The following is a 16,592-nucleotide window of genomic DNA, read 5'->3' on the forward strand; positions in this document are numbered from 1 at the left end:
GATAAGGAACATTATGACTGCCATAACCCCAACACGGCAAGTGGTGCTGGATACGGAAACCACAGGAATGAACACCGAAGCAGGTAAACCGCACTTTGAGGGGCATCGTGTAATTGAAATTGGTGCGGTGGAAATGATCAACCGCCGCCTAACGGGGCGCACCTTTCATGTGTATATCAAGCCTGATCGCAGTGTTGACCCAGAGGCGGTCGCCGTGCACGGCATCACCGATGAAATGCTCGCCGACAAGCCTGATTTTGACCAAATCGCACAAGACTTTATTGAATTTATCCGCGACAGCGAACTCATTATTCACAATGCGCCGTTTGACGTCGGCTTTTTAGACTATGAATTCAGTAAAAGTGCGGTCAAGCCAATTCAAGCACAAAAAATTGCCGATCTTTGCGTGGTCACCGACAGCCTAACAATGGCGAAGAAAAAATACCCTAGCAAGCGCAATAATTTGGATGCCTTGTGCGATCGCCTAAACATCGACAACAGCAACCGCACGTTGCACGGCGCGTTACTCGATGCCGAGATTCTCGCCGATGTCTATTTGAAAATGACTGGCGGGCAATTTACTTTGTTTGAAGACGAGCAATCCGCCCAACGAGGTGGCGCGGGGCAAAGTGCGGTCAAGCTATCGAAGCAGGTGGTGGCCAATTTGCGGGTGCTAGAGCCAAGCCATGAGGAACGTGCTGCCCACGAGGAATATATGAAGCTGATTAACAAAAAAAGTGGCGACAACTGCCTGTGGCAAAAACGCGTGCACTAATTCGGCTATGGATTAAGCAAATAAAAAAGAATTGTCAAAAAAGGGTTGACTGAATCGCTCAACCCTTATATTATGCCCCCACTTTAGCGCGGAGTGGTAGTTCAGCTGGTTAGAATACCTGCCTGTCACGCAGGGGGTCGCGGGTTCGAGTCCCGTCCATTCCGCCAACTTTTTCACTCAACGTGAGTAGTCATCTAATTTAGGAGTGGTAGTTCAGCTGGTTAGAATACCTGCCTGTCACGCAGGGGGTCGCGGGTTCGAGTCCCGTCCATTCCGCCATTTAACACGCACAGTCAATCGCTGTGCGTTTTTTTATGCCTACATTAGGCGGGGAAGAATTTGCCCCGCAGCAGCTGCACCAAGGTGCCGAGCACTAAAAGCGCGATGCACGCCGAGCCAAACACAAAGAACACATAACCTAAGGTGTCCATGCCCCATTCAGGCGAGCCCATGAGATACACCCCCGCCGTGGCCATGGAGGCCAAGCCGAATGAAAAGCCCCAAAACGAAATTTTAAAGCTATTTTGCACAATCCACGGCAACAAGCGCAGCAAAAAGAGCAATTGCAATAGCCCATATCCGATGAGCGCAAGCGCAAAATAATCCAGTTTGCCATCAACGATGTGCAAATAAGTATTCACCGCCACAAACGCAGGGGCGAGTTGAATGCTTAAAATCGGGCGCGTGGCTTCTGCGATAGGCGTTGCATTGCGCAGGCGTTGCAAAATAGCAGGCTCGAGAGTGAGCCAAGAGATCATTCCCATACCAAAAAATAACATCGCATAATTAGGCAAATCCAGTGATTTCAATGCGATAGCACTCACGAAATTAGCCGCTACGGTAGGCAAATACAAAATCGGCGTGGTGGCCTCAACTGGGTGCCCACCACGCCAAAGGCCAGCTGAACGGTAAGCAGAAAACACAAGTTGCGCCAGTGTGCCAACGCCAATCAGTACACCTGCCAGTGCTTGAAAGTGCGGTTTAATGCTGAGGCTGAACAGCATCAGTGTTATCGGAATCAGGCTGAAAAAACAGCACTGCACTTGATTTAAAAATTCCGTTTTCACCTGAGCAAAGTTGAACATAAATTTGGCCACATAAAACAGCACAAACAGCAGCCAAATGCTGTTGGAGGCCATCAATATCGCACTTGAAACCGCACTTTCAAGTCCTTGCATCGCCTCATATTGTCGCCAGCCAAGGCCGATGGCAAATAATCCTAAAGTAATGCTGAAATAGCTAATCGGCAAAGTTAAGAGTTTTTTTTGCATTATTTTTATCCTTCGTGCATTTGTTACATTATGAGAGCCTAGTATAGCAACGCTATCAACCATAATGATTGACTAAATCGCTTAATTTTTTGTGCTTTAGTCTAAGCTTAATAAAGTGCGGTAGGGTATAAAAAACCCAGCTTGCGCTGGGTTAAAATCATTTTTGTTCTGTTTTCAGCAAGCCTGAAGAGCCTTTAGAATAGTCTTTCGGTGGCTCGCTAGTAGTAATCTCTGCTATTTTTTCAGCCTCACCTTCCAGCGTTGTTACTGTTTTCGCTTCAACGGGCGCTAAAAGTGCGGTCTGATTAAATAACGCTTTTGATTTGTCTTCTGCCAACATAGTCACAGAAGAACTGGCTAAATGTTTGTAGAGCTTTTGATAATCCTGCGCAAGGGTTTTCATCAAATCTGCACTTTCAGCAAAGTGAGTCTCCAGTTTGGCTTTTTGCTCGTCCACCTCGTGGCGCATTTGTTTGAGTTCAGATTGCGTTTGCAATTGTTTGCGCACATTGCCGCTGCTAATGCGAATGACAAAAAATGCAATCACAAAACCAATAATTAACCCGCCAACACCCATAAGCCATAACTGTTGTGTGGATGTAAGTTGCTCCATAATCCCTCCTAGCAATAAAATCAAACAGTAACAGATGAATTATAATCGGAATTTGCCCGATGTCTAACCCTAAAACGCATTTTTGCCACGCAAGGCACGTTTTTTGCGAAAAAAATTCGCAATTTGATTTTAGATTCAGTATAATCTTGCGACCCTGTTATTACATTGGTTTTCCCAGCCGTGTAAAATTTTTGACTGTAACAAACACTCGAAGGGGTGGCTTGACAGTTTAAGGTGTGCTCTTTGAGCATAGGGTTTAAATTTTTATAAATGGTATTTTTAATGAAAACTTTTGTAGCAAAACCAGAAAGCGTAAAACGTGACTGGTATGTGGTTGATGCGACAGGTAAAACATTAGGTCGCCTCGCTACGGAAATCGCAAGTCGCTTACGTGGTAAACACAAAGCTGAATATACTCCACACGTCGATACAGGTGATTACATCATCGTAATCAACGCTGAGAAAGTTGCTGTTACTGGCAAAAAACACAGCGATAAAATGTATTACTGGCACACAGGCCACATCGGTGGAATCAAGCAAGCGACTTTTGCTGAGATGATCGAACGTCGTCCTGAGCGTGTGATTGAAATCGCAGTTAAGGGTATGTTGCCAAAGGGCCCATTGGGTCGTGCGATGTATCGTAAATTGAAAGTGTATGCTGGCGCTGAGCATAATCATGCCGCACAGCAACCACAAGTATTAGACATTTAATCACGGGGTCAAGACTATGGCAGAGAATCAAAACTACGGCACAGGCCGCCGCAAAAGCTCTTCAGCCCGCGTGTTTATCAAACCGGGCAGTGGTAAAATCACTATCAATCAACGTGAACTTGACGCTTATTTCGGTCGTGAAACTTCACGCATGATCGTACGTCAACCGTTGGAATTAGTGGAATTAACCGATAAGTTAGACCTCTACATCACTGTCAAAGGTGGTGGTATTTCTGGTCAAGCTGGTGCTATCCGTCACGGTATCACTCGCGCATTGATGGAATACGACGAAACCCTTCGCCCAGCACTACGTGCTGCAGGCTTCGTGACACGTGATGCTCGTCGCGTTGAACGTAAAAAAGTGGGTCTTCGCAAAGCACGTCGTCGTCCACAATTCTCAAAACGTTAATTTTTACGTTTACCCAAAAAAGCCGATGTTCCATCGGCTTTTTTATTGTTTTTTAATATCAAAAAGTGCGGTTCGCCTCAGCCAACCGCACTTTTATTCAAACCGCACTTTTATTCAAACCGCACTTGATGTTATTCGCCACTTAATGCCTCAAGCTGCTCAACCGATGGCGCGTAATAATACCCGCCACTGACCGCTTTGGTGAAACCTAAAATGCGGTCGGTTTTGCCATCAAGCTCACCGAACATACTCAGCAGCTGCTGCTCAATATTGTGCAACCGCGCGCAATAAGAAGCAAAATAGAGCCCATGGGCGCCGCTGACCTTGCCATAAGGCAGACTTTGACGCAGAATTTTTAAGCCTTCTCCATTTTCCTTCAAATCCACCCGTCCCACATGTGAAGTATCGGGCACATCATCTAACTCTATACTGTCAGGCTTAGTACGCCCAATCACTTTTTCTTGTTTGGCATCATTTAACTTTTGCCATTTATCAAGTTGATGCTCATAGCGCTGTACACAAAGATAGCTGCCGCCAGCGTCTTGCCCGTCAGCAATCACTGCCACACGCGGGCGATCGGCTGTCACAGGATTTTCAGTGCCGTCAATAAATCCAGTGAGATCGCGCTCGTCAACCCAACGAAAACCATGCGTTTCTTCTTCCACCGTGATACCCGCACCAAATACCGCCATCGCCATTAGCCCTGCTGAAAAACAGACATCTTGGCGCAACGCTTGAATGTGAATGATCATATCGCGCTGCGTGGCTGGTGCACGCAAATTACCCTTGCCTAATGGCGTGAATGCCTTGAGTTCAACTGCCGAGCCAGCCGGCCCAATTTGTTTCCAAATCGTGTCACCGAATGCCAACACGGCCCCCAAGCCTGCATCAGGATATTGGTGCTGCAATTCACTGATATTCGATAAAAAAGTACAACATTCGCGTTTAACCAACGCCAAATCCTGCACTTGCGCTTCAATAAAAATCCCCGCGCGACAGTGCTCTAACAAAATTCCGCTTTGTGCAGACATAATTTCTCCTTCGTTGTTATTATTGGGCTATTCTACCGCAAATTGCATCATTAAAAAATCAAAGCTTAGTCACAATTTTGTATATTTACCACTCACTCGCCGTTTTTTTATGCTAGAGTATGCACGAAAATTGATCACAAGGAGAAGCTGTATGAAACAATGGAAACTTGGCGTGCTGTCGTTGTCTGTATTGGTTGCATTAACAGGTTGCGCTGCACATTCTGACAACAGTGAAGCACAATTAGCTCAACAAAGCGTGCTGGGGGTCAACTGGATGCAACAATCAGGTGAATACCAAGCGCTGGCTTATCAGGCGTTTAACACCGCTAAAGTAGCATTTAACCAAGCCAAAACCCACAAAGGCAAGAAAAAAGCTGTTGTCGCTGATTTAGATGAAACATTAGTCGATAATAGCGCCTATGCTGCATGGCAGGCCAAAAATGGCAAAAGTTTTAGCGGAGAAACATGGACGCAGTGGGTCAATGCTCGCCAAGCGCTCGCTTTGCCAGGTGCGGTGGCTTTTGCTAACTATGTTAATAGCCACGGCGGCACCATGTTTTACGTTTCCAACCGCAAAGCCAAAGGTGAGCTTGATGGCACAGTGGACAATATGAAACAACTCGGTTTCACGGGGGTCAACGATAAAACTTTATTATTAAAAACCGATAAATCCGCTAAATCCGCACGTTTTGCTGAAATTGAAAAACAGGGCTATGAGATTGTGCTCTATGTCGGTGATAATCTCAATGACTTTGGTGATGCAACCTACCACAAAGCCAACAGCGAACGTCGTGATTTTGTCGCCAAAAACGCAGCCCTATTTGGCAAAAAATTCATCATGTTACCCAACCCGAATTATGGTGACTGGGAAGGCGGTTTAGCTGAAGGTTATTTCAAAAAAGACGGCCAAGGCAAGCTCAAAGTACGCAATGATGCGCTCAAAGCTTGGGACGGCAAATAATCTGTATGAAACAAAAGTGCGGTCTTAACCTGATCGCACTTTCCTTTTTAAACAACCTCAATTATCACATCGTTGTCAGACAATTCGCTCAGTTCACCAATGCCATAAAGTGCAACGCCGCTTTCTGCTGCCAACTGTTTCACCGCCTCCACGGCTTCATCGCTCACTGCAATTAGCAAACCACCTGACGTTTGTGGATCACACAAAATCGCGCGTTGTTTTTCTGTCATTGGCGCAATTAAATGCCCATAGCTATCAAAATTACGTTTGCTACCGCCAGGAATACAACCTTTTTCAAGATAATAATCTAAGTCAGGCAAGCACCGCACATCTGCAAACCGCACTTTTGCCTGTAAGTTCGAGCCTTGACAAATTTCGCTTAAATGCCCTAGCAACCCAAAGCCTGTAACGTCAGTCATTGCATGTACACCAGGCAAATGCGCAAATGCAGCACCAATTTTATTCATTTGACACATCAAATCAGCTGCCTTTCCTTTGTGTTCCGCCTTTAATTTGCCTTTTTTTTCTGCCGTGGTGTATATGCCAATCCCGAGGGGCTTAGTTAAAAACAGCTTATCCCCTGCTTTGGCTTGATTATTTTGCTTGACTTGATCGGTGGCAATGATGCCTGTTACGGCAAGCCCAAAAATCGGCTCTGGCGAGTCAATACTATGCCCACCAGCAAGCGAAATGCCCGCCTCTTTGCAAGCTGTTCGCCCACCATCAACAATGCGCCGAGCCACCTCTGGCGGCAATTTATCAATCGGGAAACCCAAAATCGCAATCGCCATTATCGGCTTGCCGCCCATGGCATAAATATCGCTAATAGCGTTGGTTGCAGCAATGCGACCAAAAGTAAATGGATCATCGACGATAGGCATAAAAAAATCGGTTGTAGAAATGATCCCTGTGCCATTACCAATGTCGTACACAGCAGCATCATCTCGACTATCATTACCTACCAGCAAATTTGGGTCACACCATTTACCTGCTTCTGAGTGTAAAATTTTATCCAACACTTTTGGGGCAATTTTGCAACCACACCCTGCGCCGTGGCTATATTGTGTCAAACGAATCACATCGCTCACCACATCATTAAACTGTTGTTCATCGTATTCTTCTGTCTTTTTCATAACACCTCTATTTTCACTGTAGATAGCATAGCATACAACCGCACTTTGTATTTTGATACTAGGATTTATACAAATTTGTGCAAAAAATAAACATTATTTTAAAAAATATATCACGTTATACCAATTTTTCTCTTTTTAAAAAATGTTTTATTTAAATTATGCTGATTTTATGAAAAAATACCCCTATTCGCACACAATATGTGTACCTATTTTTTACTGTCTTGAAGGAGATCGATTATGACATTACATTTATCACGCCTTAGCCTTGCTATGGCTCTAGGAGTCAGTGCACTGTGTGCCAATACTTTTGCCGCTCAAGTGCCTGCTGGAACAGAATTAGCTGAGAAACAAGAGGTCATCTTTAATAACTCAGCCGAGCCAGCGAGTTTGGACCCAGCAAAAATTCAAGGAGATGTCGAAGGTGGATTAGCGCACCAACTTTATGAAGGACTAGTTAATTCTGATGAAAAAGGCAATATTTTACCTGGTGTGGCAAAATCTTGGGAACACTCTGATGACTATAAAACGTGGACATTCCATTTACGTGATAATGCGAAATGGTCAAACGGCGAACCCGTAACAGCACATGATTTTGTTTATTCATGGCAACGCTTAACTGATCCTAAAACAGCTAGCCCTTATCAAACCTATCTTGAATTTCTTTCAATGAAAAATATTAAAGACGTTGCTGAAGGCAAAAAACCAGTTAGTGAACTCGGTGTTAAAGCTGTTGATGATTATACTCTGCAATTAGATCTTGATGCACCAATCCCATATGTGGATAAATTAGTTGAGCATTATGTATTACTCCCTGTTAACAAAAATACGGTTGAGAAATATGGTGATCAATGGACTAAAGCTGGCAATATCGTTGGCAATGGTGCATTTAAACTTGACGAACATCGAGTGAACGAGAAAATTGTTTTAACTCGTAATCCTCACTACTGGGATAATGAACACACAGTGTTAAACAAAGTCACCTTCTTACCAATTGTTGAAGGTAGCACAGATGTGAATCGCTATCGCGCTGGTGAAGTTGACATTACAGGAAAAACATTACCGCCTGAAATGTTTCCAAAATTAAAAAAAGAATTACCTAACGAACTAGTAGTTGGTCCTATCTTATGTACATATAACTACGAAATTAACAATAAAAAAGCACCATTTAATGATGCACGCGTTCGCAAAGCATTAGCATTATCACTTGATCGTAACATCATCACAGACAAAGTTTTGGCACAAGGTCAAACCCCTGCCTATGTATTTACACCACCATCAACAGCGGATTCTCAAAGCATTAAAAATCCAGAATGGGCAAATTGGAGTCAACAACAACGTAACGAAGAAGCGAAAAAACTGCTCTCTGAGGCTGGTTTTAATAAATCACATCCACTGAACTTCAATCTGCTCTATAATACCGATGAAAATCATAAAAAAGCGGCTATCGCTGCAAGCTCTATCTGGAAGAAAAATCTTGATGGTATTGTTAATGTAAAACTTGAAAACCAAGAGTGGAAAACTTACATTGATACCCGTCACAGTGGTAATTATGATATCGCCCGTGCAGGCTGGTGCGCAGATTACAATGAACCGACTACTTTCTTGAATTATTATCTGTCAAACTTCCCTGCAAATACAGCATTTTATAATAATCCAGAATATGACAAACTGTTAGCTGATGCTAAAGTTGCCCCAACAGATGAACAACGTCTTGCGGATTACGCAAAAGCGGAAGAGTTGCTAAATAAAGATATGCCTGCCATCAATGTATATCATTATGTACAACCACGTTTAGTAAAAAGCTATGTGAAAGGTTTTGCTGCGCTTAACCCAACGCAGTCTTACTATTTTAAAGACGTTTATATTGTTAAACATTAATATTTAATAATCGCAAAGTGCGGTCGAGATTATTCTTAACCGCACTTTTCCCTTTTTAACTAACTGATAAGACGATTATGCTAAAACTTATTTTTCGACGGTTGCTTCAAGCGATACCAACACTTTTTGTGTTGATCACACTGTCGTTTTTTATGATGCGGCTTGCACCTGGAAGCCCATTTACAAGTGATAAAGCCTATCCGCCCGAAGTGATGGCTAATATTGAGGCAAAATATCATCTCAATGAACCTATTTTAACCCAATATGGAAACTACCTTGTTGACCTTGCCCATGGTGATTTTGGACCATCATTTAAATATAAAGATTTCACTGTAAATCAACTTCTCGCCGAGTCTTTTCCAGTGTCATTAAAACTGGGTTTTTTTGCTTTCATTGTAGCCTTTGTGGTCGGTGTCAGTGCTGGTACGTTAGCCGCAGTAAAACAAAATAAATGGCTTGACTATCTCATCATGACTTTTGCGATGACAGGGGTCGTGATCCCGAGTTTCGTTGTTGCCCCCTTACTAGTATTATTTTTTGCTATTGTATTGCACTGGCTACCTGCTGGCGGCTGGAATAGCGGGCAATTCACCAATATTGTTTTACCGATGACCGCACTTTCATTGTCTTATATTGCCAGCATTGCACGCATTACCCGTGGGTCAATGATTGAAGTGCTGCACTCTAATTTTATCCGTACAGCTAAAGCAAAAGGGCTTCCTACACGCCGAATCATTTTAAAGCACGCTCTGCGTCCTGCTCTGCTGCCCGTAATCTCATACATGGGGCCTGCTTTTGTAGGGATCATCACAGGCTCAATGGTAATTGAAAGTATTTTTGGCTTACCTGGGATTGGGCAGCTTTTCGTTAATGGCGCACTTAACCGCGACTACTCATTGGTTTTGAGCTTAACCATTTTAGTCGGTGCGCTAACCATCACCTTTAATGCGGTGGTGGATATTTTGTACGCGATTTTAGATCCGAAGATTCGCTACTAATTTACTATTCAAGGAAAATATTATGTTAACAAAAAAAGATGATAGTGAATTATTACAAAAAGTGGCCGAACAAACGCTTGAAATTGAAGGACGCAGCCTATGGCAAGATGCTCGCCGTCGATTTTTTCACAATAAGGCTGCTTTAGTGAGCTTGTTTGTACTCGTGTGCATTGCCTTGTTTGTTATTTTCGCACCAATGCTCAGCCCTTTCCCATTTGATGACACCGACTGGGGTATGATGTCAAATCCGCCTGATTTTGACACCATGCACTATTTCGGCACCGACTCATCTGGTCGTGACTTATTGGTGCGCGTGGCTATTGGTGGGCGCATTTCACTTATGGTTGGCATTGCCGGTGCATTAATTGCCGTACTGTTTGGCACACTTTATGGTGCTACCTCAGGCTATGTAGGCGGCAAGGTGGATGCTGTGATGATGCGGATTTTAGAAATCCTCAACTCATTTCCATTTATGTTTTTCGTGATCTTGCTAGTCACCTTTTTTGGACAAAATATCTTTTTAATATTCCTTGCTATCGGCATGGTGTCATGGTTGGATATGGCACGGATTGTACGTGGGCAGACATTAAGTTTAAAACGCAAAGAATTTGTCGAAGCAGCTATCGTGTGCGGCTCGTCGTCTCGTAAAATCATTTGGAAGCACATTGTGCCTAACGTGTTGGGCGTGGTGGTGGTGTATGCGTCACTTTTAGTACCAAGTATGATTTTATTTGAATCTTTTTTAAGCTTCCTCGGATTAGGTACGCAAGAGCCACTGAGCAGCTGGGGCGGATTATTAAACGACGGCGCACGCTCAATGGAATTTATGCCATGGCTGCTAGTGTTCCCAGCTCTGTTCTTGGTTATCACGCTATTTTGCTTTAATTTCATCGGCGATGGCCTGCGTGATGCGCTTGATCCCAAAGATCGCTAAGGATAATAATAATGCAAAATACACAATCAGATTTACTATTAGATGTTAACAATTTGCGTGTTATTTTCAGCACGCACGACGGTGATGTCACCGCGGTCAACAATCTGACATTTTCACTCAAAGCGGGGCAAACGCTCGGCATTGTGGGAGAATCAGGCTCAGGCAAATCACAAACAGCTTTTGCTATTATGGGCTTACTGGCCGATAACGGTCGAATTGAAGGCTCTGCCAAATTTAATGGCAAAGAAATACTAAACTTGCCAAAGCGTGAATTAAATCGCTTTCGCGCTGAACAAATTTCCATGATCTTTCAAGACCCCATGACATCGCTGAACCCTTATATGAAAATCAAAGATCAGCTGATGGAAGTTTTAATGCTGCACAAAGGCATGGATAAAAAAACGGCCTACAATGAATCACTCGCCATGCTTGATGCCGTGAAAATGCCCGAGGCGAAAAAGCGCATGGAGATGTATCCACACGAATTTTCAGGCGGCATGCGCCAGCGTGTTATGATTGCCATGGCTTTGCTCTGTCGGCCGAAATTACTGATTGCTGATGAGCCAACAACCGCACTTGATGTGACGGTGCAAGCACAAATCATGACATTGCTTAACGAGCTAAAGCGGGAATTTAATACGGCGATCATCATGATCACCCATGACTTAGGGGTTGTGGCGGGTATTTGTGATAACGTGCTGGTGATGTATGCAGGGCGCACGATGGAATATGGCAATGCGGAACAGATTTTCTACAATCCAACACATCCGTACTCCATTGGGCTGATTGAAGCAGTGCCCAAGCTCAATGAAGAGAGTCACCATCTCACCACCATTCCAGGCAACCCACCAAATTTGCTTAATTTGCCAGGTGGCTGTCCATTCCAACCACGTTGCCGACGCGCCAGTGCGCAATGTATGCAAACACCAGAGCTAACCCGATTTGACGGTAATCGCCTACGTGCATGCTTTATTCCTGTGGGAGAAATATAATGTCTGAAATCGATAAAAAATTACTGCTGGAAGTGGACAACCTCAGCGTTCATTTCCATATTAAAAATGAAAAAAAAGGCTTTTTTACCAAAACACAAACGCTCAAAGCGGTTAATCATGTGTCGTTCAAACTTTACCAAGGTGAAACACTGGGTATCGTAGGTGAATCAGGTTGTGGTAAATCTACGCTAGCGCGCGCCATTATTGGGCTTGTTCCATCGGCAGGTGGAAAAATGGTGTGGCTTGGGCAAGATTTAAGCAAGCAAAGTCAAAAGCAATGGCATGCCATTCGCAACGACATTCAAATGATATTCCAAGACCCACTCGCATCGCTCGATCCGCGCATGACGATTGGTGATATTATCTCTGAGCCATTAAAAAACTATCAGCCCAAACTGAGCCGCAAAGAGGTTAAAGCCAAAGTACAAGCGATGATGGAAAAAGTTGGATTATTGCCCAACTTAGTCAACCGCTATCCGCATGAATTTTCTGGTGGACAATGCCAACGCATTGGGATTGCACGCGCACTAATCATTGAACCGAAACTGATTATTTGTGATGAACCTGTCTCCGCACTGGATGTGTCTATTCAAGCGCAGGTGGTCAACCTCTTAAAATCATTACAAAAAGAAATGGGGCTATCGTTAATTTTTATCGCCCACGATTTAGCCGTGGTCAAGCATATTTCTGATCGCGTATTGGTAATGTATCTAGGCAATGCCGTCGAATTAGGCGATTATGTGTCAGTGTACACCGACACCAAGCACCCTTACACCAAAGCACTGATGTCAGCTGTGCCCATTCCTGATCCTAACCTTGAGCGCAACAAACATATTCAATTGCTTGAAGGGGATCTGCCGTCACCAATTAACCCACCCACTGGCTGCGTATTTCGCACCCGCTGCCCACTGGCTGACAGCGCCTGCGCCCTGAATAAACCTGAACTCAAAGGCTCAGAACACCATCAAGTGGCATGCGACAAAGTGGCAATATAAAACATAAAGTGCGGTTTGACCGCACTTTTAAATCATAGTAAGGAAAAAGAATGTCTACTAGAAATACAATCATACTCTCAAACACCTCCCCCTTCACGCTCTTCGGTGGCATTAATGTGCTGGAAGATTTGGATTCTACGCTGCGCGCCTGTGAGCAATATGTCAAGGTGACGAATAAACTAGGCATTCCGTATGTTTTCAAGGCTTCATTTGACAAGGCGAACCGCTCTTCAATCCACTCTTATCGCGGGGTGGGGCTTGATGAGGGGATGAAAATCTTTCAAGCAGTGAAACGTGAGTTTAATGTGCCTGTGATCACGGATGTGCATGAACCGTGGCAGTGTGAACCAGTTGCGGAAACATGCGATGTGCTGCAGTTGCCAGCATTTTTGGCGCGCCAAACCGATTTGGTGGTGGCGATGGCGAAAACGGGGCGCACTATCAATATTAAAAAGCCACAATTTTTAAGCCCGCACCAGATGAAAAACATTGTGGAAAAATTCAATGAAGCGGGTAACGATGATTTGATTTTGTGCGAGCGTGGCGCCAATTTTGGTTACGACAATTTGGTGGTAGATATGCTCGGCTTTGGGGTGATGAAAAAGGTGTGTGACAATTTGCCGATTATTTTTGATGTCACTCACTCATTGCAACAACGTGAAGCAGGTGCGGCGGCCTCTGGCGGGCGTCGTGACCAAGTGCTTGATTTAGCGCTGGCAGGCATGGCTACAGGCTTAGCTGGGTTATTTTTAGAATCTCACGCTAATCCAGACAAAGCGAAATGTGATGGGCCAAGTGCACTGCCATTGAACCTGTTGGAAGACTTTTTAACCCGCGTAAAAGCTGTGGATGATGTGGTGAAATCATTTGATACGCTTGAAATAAGATAAGATAAAATAGAGAGCATTATCATGAACCTCAAGCAGCGCTTGTATTTAAAGCAATTTAATTTTTTGATGCCATTATTGGCGCTATTATTTTTATGCTATTTCACCTTTATATCGCCTTCGCAAGCATTACCACGCTGGGTGCTAATCATTGGGTTGGTGATTTTGGGGCTTTATACGGCGTTTAAGGTATTTCTCAGCTTGCTTTTTGTCAAAAGAGCCAATCAGCCGTTGGGGCGGTGCTTTTTTGGCACGTTGAAAACTGCCAAACCGCACTTTGCCTTGCAAAATAAAGCGGAAGAATTTGCCGCGCTGGCAGAAAGTTTTTATGAAGTGACGTTAATTTGCTCAAATCAAAATAGTGCTTTAATTGAGCTTGAGCGCAATCCGCATTACGCTTTAACAGGCACAGATGCGATGTATCTCAACGCCCTTGAAGGCATGAAACCCAATGATGCAGGTTTAACTGAGCTGAAAGCGATGTTACAAACTTCATGGAAAGTCACCGATAACGACAGTGCGATGACTGCTATGCAAGCGCTTTGGCAATCTGTGCTGCATCAAGAAGAACAGATGATCAGCAGCATACCGCACTTTAAACAATATGATCAATGCCTACGTGATTTTGGCTATCTGATTGCTGAGCAAGATAGGAATGTCAATAGCGCTGGCTCTGAATTAGTGCGCTTTATCTGGCTGACTCGCGCATGTTTCACGCTCGGCTTTATCCAAGAACCACAGGCGCGTAATATGCTGCGCGCTGCGGCAGTGTATTTAGCAGGCAATTATCAAACATGGCAGCAGTTGGGCTATTCGTATTTAATCACATTTATCGACTGGGCGGCGCGTGCAAAATTAGATGTGTTGGCATATTCATTGGTTAAACAACGTGTTTTTGCGGTATCTTGCCTGTTAAATGAGCCGACAAGTCCGCTGCGTGAAGCTAACTTGGATGAACTGCGAGCCTTCATTTTGGCTCAAGGGGAAAAATAAAACAGAAAAAACCGCACTTTGCAAAGTGCGGTTTTATTTTAAATCAAAAATTATTTTTGCTCTTCAAAAGCTTCCAATGCGCGCAATGAATAGGTGTAAGCAGCACCTGCATTCAATGCGATTGCTGTGGCTAAAGCCGCAGCCACTTCTTCTTCAGTGGCACCCGCGTTAACAGCTTCTTGCGCGTGAACAGAAATGCAGCTTTCACAGCGAGTGGTTACGGCCACAGCGAGTGCGATCAGCTCACGGGTTTTGGCATCCAGCACATCGCCTTCAGCGGCAGCTTTGCTTAATGCGCCGTAGGCTTGAAGCATTTTAGGGTGTTTTTGGCCCAATTTGCCAAACGCTTTTTTCACCAATGCGGTGTGGTTTTTCCAATCTGTAAACATAATTTCTCCTTAACTTAACTAAAGTGTTTCACTTCGTGATTGACTGAGGGTATTATTGATACTTTAGGACATAAATTCTTGCTAAATAGTATCAATTTTTGGTTTTTTAATATAAAGGGCGATTTTGATGGACTATCTCGATAATTTGATTCAGCTCGCCGATGTGCGTGGGGAAATCAATGTGCTCTGCCGCTTTTGTGGTGAGTGGCAGCTTCGCCATGAAACACAGCCACGTGGTGTATTTCACATCATTACACTTGGGCAATGTCGCGTACAAATTGGCAAGCAAACCCACCAGTTGCAAAAAGGTGACATTCTCTTTTTTCCAAATGGCTTGTGTCATTTGCTCGGCACATCAACACAAAGTGCGGTCAACAACGCCCTTAAACCCCGTTCACACGGGGTGTTTGAGCTGCATCAAAGCAGTGAAGAATACGATTTTGAGATGTTTTGTGGCTATTTTGACTACACGCAAAGCGCGCTGTTGCCTAAAGTGATGCCCGATTATTGGATTCTCTCTGGTCAAGAGACAGTGACGATGCCGATTGTGATGATTTTACAGCAAGAGGCTAAAGCGCAACTCGGTTCCCATGCAATTATCAACGGCTTGTGTCATGTGCTGTTGACCTATTTAATTCGCGATTATATTCACCGTGGCGATGCGCTCGGGCACAGCATTTTTGCCGCACTACAAGACAAACGGCTGTTTCACGCTGTGGATGCCATGCTGAAACACCCTGAAAAACCATGGAATATGGTGACACTTGCCGAGCTGTGCGCGATGTCGCGTGCTAATTTTATTCGCCTGTTCAAGCAAAAAACCAACACGCTGCCGGGTAAATTTTTACTGGATTTAAGAATGCAAAAAGCGCAAATGCTGCTGAAAAACTCCAATAAATCAGTGCTCAACATCGCACTTGAAGCAGGCTATCAGTCGGAGTCCCATTTCTCTAAAGTGTTCAAAACCCACGCAGGTGTGTCACCTAGCCGCTATCGTGCACAGACTAAAGATAGCTGAGATAGTCATCAATAGCATATTCACGGCAGGCATCGCTTTTATTTTCTGCCGTGCCAACCATTACCAGCGCCACCACTTTGTCGTGCTCCTTGCAATCCAGTGCTGCACGCAGTGCACTTCCCTCCACCCATGGGCCAGTTACCCACACATTATCAAAACCTTGCGCATTAGCCGCTAATTGCAAGCCATAGGTGGCGCACCCCGCACACAGCATTTGCTCCCAACCTGGCACTTTTTCGAGATCAGGGTTAATTTTAGCCACCACCGCAATCATCATCGGCGCGCGATGGCTCACACTATGCGCTTTGGCTTTGCGCTCCTCTCCAAGATTTAGCTCCTCAACCGCATCAACGAGTAAAGATTCCAGTTTATCTTGTGCTGCTTCATTAATCACCACAAAACGGTAAGGTTTGAGTTTGCCATGATCAGGTGCGTGCATTGCCGCTTGGATCATTTTTTCCAGCTGCTCGGCATTCGGCGCAGGGGCAATGAGTTTTTTGTTTGAACGGCGTTGTAGCAAGAGATCCAAAGCGTGCATTTTTTACTCCTTAAGGCTATGTTTTCACAAAATTATTGATACAATATACCCCATTTTTAATCAATC

Annotated in this window: 18 protein-coding genes and 2 tRNA genes; 14 read left to right on the forward strand and 6 right to left on the reverse strand. The window is 44.3% G+C overall.

Annotated elements, in window-relative coordinates:
• The first annotated feature begins 13 nt into the window (after window positions 1–13).
• The 3 genes from dnaQ to HPC38_RS04530 all read left to right on the forward strand — a co-directional run bounded on the left by dnaQ (window position 14) and on the right by HPC38_RS04530 (window position 1,054).
• On the forward strand, window positions 14–775 hold the full coding sequence (gene dnaQ, locus HPC38_RS04520; protein WP_208120097.1) for a DNA polymerase III subunit epsilon: 762 nt from the start codon (window positions 14–16) through the stop codon (window positions 773–775).
• A 90-nt stretch (window positions 776–865) separates the two neighbouring features.
• A tRNA-Asp gene (locus HPC38_RS04525) sits at window positions 866–942 on the forward strand.
• Window positions 943–977: 35 nt separating this feature from the next.
• Window positions 978–1,054, forward strand: a tRNA-Asp gene (locus tag HPC38_RS04530).
• Window positions 1,055–1,098: 44 nt separating this feature from the next.
• Here the strand turns inward: HPC38_RS04530 and tehA are convergent.
• Window positions 1,099–2,046: a dicarboxylate transporter/tellurite-resistance protein TehA gene (gene tehA, locus HPC38_RS04535; RefSeq protein WP_235977632.1), complete on the reverse strand. Its 948-nt coding sequence runs from the start codon at window positions 2,044–2,046 to the stop codon at window positions 1,099–1,101.
• 157 nt (window positions 2,047–2,203) lie between these two features.
• On the reverse strand, window positions 2,204–2,659 hold the full coding sequence (locus HPC38_RS04540) for a YhcB family protein (RefSeq protein ID WP_208120098.1): 456 nt from the start codon (window positions 2,657–2,659) through the stop codon (window positions 2,204–2,206).
• A gap of 282 nt (window positions 2,660–2,941) precedes the next feature.
• On the opposite strand from HPC38_RS04540, the gene rplM reads away from it, so the two are divergent.
• Both rplM and rpsI read left to right on the forward strand, forming a co-directional pair.
• Window positions 2,942–3,370: a 50S ribosomal protein L13 gene (gene rplM, locus HPC38_RS04545; RefSeq protein WP_208120099.1), complete on the forward strand. Its 429-nt coding sequence runs from the start codon at window positions 2,942–2,944 to the stop codon at window positions 3,368–3,370.
• Between the two features lie 16 nt (window positions 3,371–3,386).
• The gene (rpsI, locus tag HPC38_RS04550) at window positions 3,387–3,779 is read left to right on the forward strand and encodes a 30S ribosomal protein S9 (protein WP_208120100.1); all 393 of its coding nucleotides are present in this window, start codon (window positions 3,387–3,389) and stop codon (window positions 3,777–3,779) included.
• A 131-nt stretch (window positions 3,780–3,910) separates the two neighbouring features.
• Here the strand turns inward: rpsI and HPC38_RS04555 are convergent, their stop codons facing one another.
• A complete protein-coding gene (locus HPC38_RS04555) occupies window positions 3,911–4,810 on the reverse strand; it encodes a Dyp-type peroxidase (protein ID WP_235977633.1) in 900 nt (299 codons plus the stop codon).
• Between the two features lie 151 nt (window positions 4,811–4,961).
• Between HPC38_RS04555 and HPC38_RS04560 the strand changes: the two genes are divergently transcribed.
• Window positions 4,962–5,771, forward strand: coding sequence for a 5'-nucleotidase, lipoprotein e(P4) family (locus HPC38_RS04560; protein WP_208120101.1), 810 nt, complete (start codon window positions 4,962–4,964; stop codon window positions 5,769–5,771).
• Between the two features lie 47 nt (window positions 5,772–5,818).
• Here the strand turns inward: HPC38_RS04560 and selD are convergent, their stop codons facing one another.
• Window positions 5,819–6,859 (reverse strand): selenide, water dikinase SelD, encoded by a 1,041-nt coding sequence (gene selD / locus HPC38_RS04565; protein WP_208120200.1) that lies wholly within the window; start codon window positions 6,857–6,859, stop codon window positions 5,819–5,821.
• Window positions 6,860–7,141: 282 nt separating this feature from the next.
• On the opposite strand from selD, the gene HPC38_RS04570 reads away from it, so the two are divergent.
• From HPC38_RS04570 to HPC38_RS04600, 7 genes are all read left to right on the forward strand, one after another.
• Window positions 7,142–8,782, forward strand: a complete 1,641-nt coding sequence (locus tag HPC38_RS04570; protein WP_208120102.1) for an ABC transporter substrate-binding protein — start codon at window positions 7,142–7,144, stop codon at window positions 8,780–8,782.
• Window positions 8,783–8,859: 77 nt separating this feature from the next.
• The gene (oppB, locus tag HPC38_RS04575; protein WP_208120103.1) at window positions 8,860–9,780 is read left to right on the forward strand and encodes an oligopeptide ABC transporter permease OppB; all 921 of its coding nucleotides are present in this window, start codon (window positions 8,860–8,862) and stop codon (window positions 9,778–9,780) included.
• A gap of 22 nt (window positions 9,781–9,802) precedes the next feature.
• Window positions 9,803–10,714 carry an oligopeptide ABC transporter permease OppC gene (gene oppC / locus HPC38_RS04580; RefSeq protein ID WP_208120104.1) on the forward strand — a complete coding sequence of 304 codons (912 nt, stop codon included), beginning with the start codon at window positions 9,803–9,805 and terminating at the stop codon, window positions 10,712–10,714.
• Window positions 10,715–10,725: 11 nt separating this feature from the next.
• Window positions 10,726–11,706: an ABC transporter ATP-binding protein gene (oppD, locus tag HPC38_RS04585; protein ID WP_208120105.1), complete on the forward strand. Its 981-nt coding sequence runs from the start codon at window positions 10,726–10,728 to the stop codon at window positions 11,704–11,706.
• Window positions 11,706–12,701 (forward strand): murein tripeptide/oligopeptide ABC transporter ATP binding protein OppF, encoded by a 996-nt coding sequence (gene oppF / locus HPC38_RS04590; RefSeq protein WP_328805236.1) that lies wholly within the window; start codon window positions 11,706–11,708, stop codon window positions 12,699–12,701. The genes oppD and oppF overlap by 1 nt, the downstream gene beginning before the upstream one ends.
• 50 nt (window positions 12,702–12,751) lie before the next feature.
• Complete coding sequence (gene kdsA / locus HPC38_RS04595) at window positions 12,752–13,591, forward strand: 3-deoxy-8-phosphooctulonate synthase (protein WP_208120107.1); 840 nt, start codon at window positions 12,752–12,754, stop codon at window positions 13,589–13,591.
• A 21-nt stretch (window positions 13,592–13,612) separates the two neighbouring features.
• Window positions 13,613–14,581, forward strand: a complete 969-nt coding sequence (locus tag HPC38_RS04600) for a DUF1266 domain-containing protein (protein WP_208120108.1) — start codon at window positions 13,613–13,615, stop codon at window positions 14,579–14,581.
• Window positions 14,582–14,631: 50 nt separating this feature from the next.
• Here the strand turns inward: HPC38_RS04600 and HPC38_RS04605 are convergent, their stop codons facing one another.
• Entirely contained in the window at window positions 14,632–14,970 is a 339-nt protein-coding gene (locus HPC38_RS04605) for a carboxymuconolactone decarboxylase family protein (protein WP_208120109.1), read from the reverse strand.
• A gap of 127 nt (window positions 14,971–15,097) precedes the next feature.
• Between HPC38_RS04605 and HPC38_RS04610 the strand changes: the two genes are divergently transcribed.
• Window positions 15,098–15,988 (forward strand): helix-turn-helix domain-containing protein, encoded by an 891-nt coding sequence (locus tag HPC38_RS04610; protein WP_208120110.1) that lies wholly within the window; start codon window positions 15,098–15,100, stop codon window positions 15,986–15,988.
• Here HPC38_RS04610 and HPC38_RS04615 read toward each other — a convergent pair.
• On the reverse strand, window positions 15,975–16,526 hold the full coding sequence (locus tag HPC38_RS04615) for a nitroreductase family protein (RefSeq protein ID WP_208120111.1): 552 nt from the start codon (window positions 16,524–16,526) through the stop codon (window positions 15,975–15,977). The genes HPC38_RS04610 and HPC38_RS04615 overlap by 14 nt on opposite strands.
• Window positions 16,527–16,592 lie beyond the last annotated feature (66 nt).

The sequence above is a fragment of the Spirabiliibacterium pneumoniae genome (genome assembly GCF_014884995.1).
Classification (GTDB): Bacteria; Pseudomonadota; Gammaproteobacteria; order Enterobacterales; family Pasteurellaceae; genus Spirabiliibacterium; species Spirabiliibacterium pneumoniae.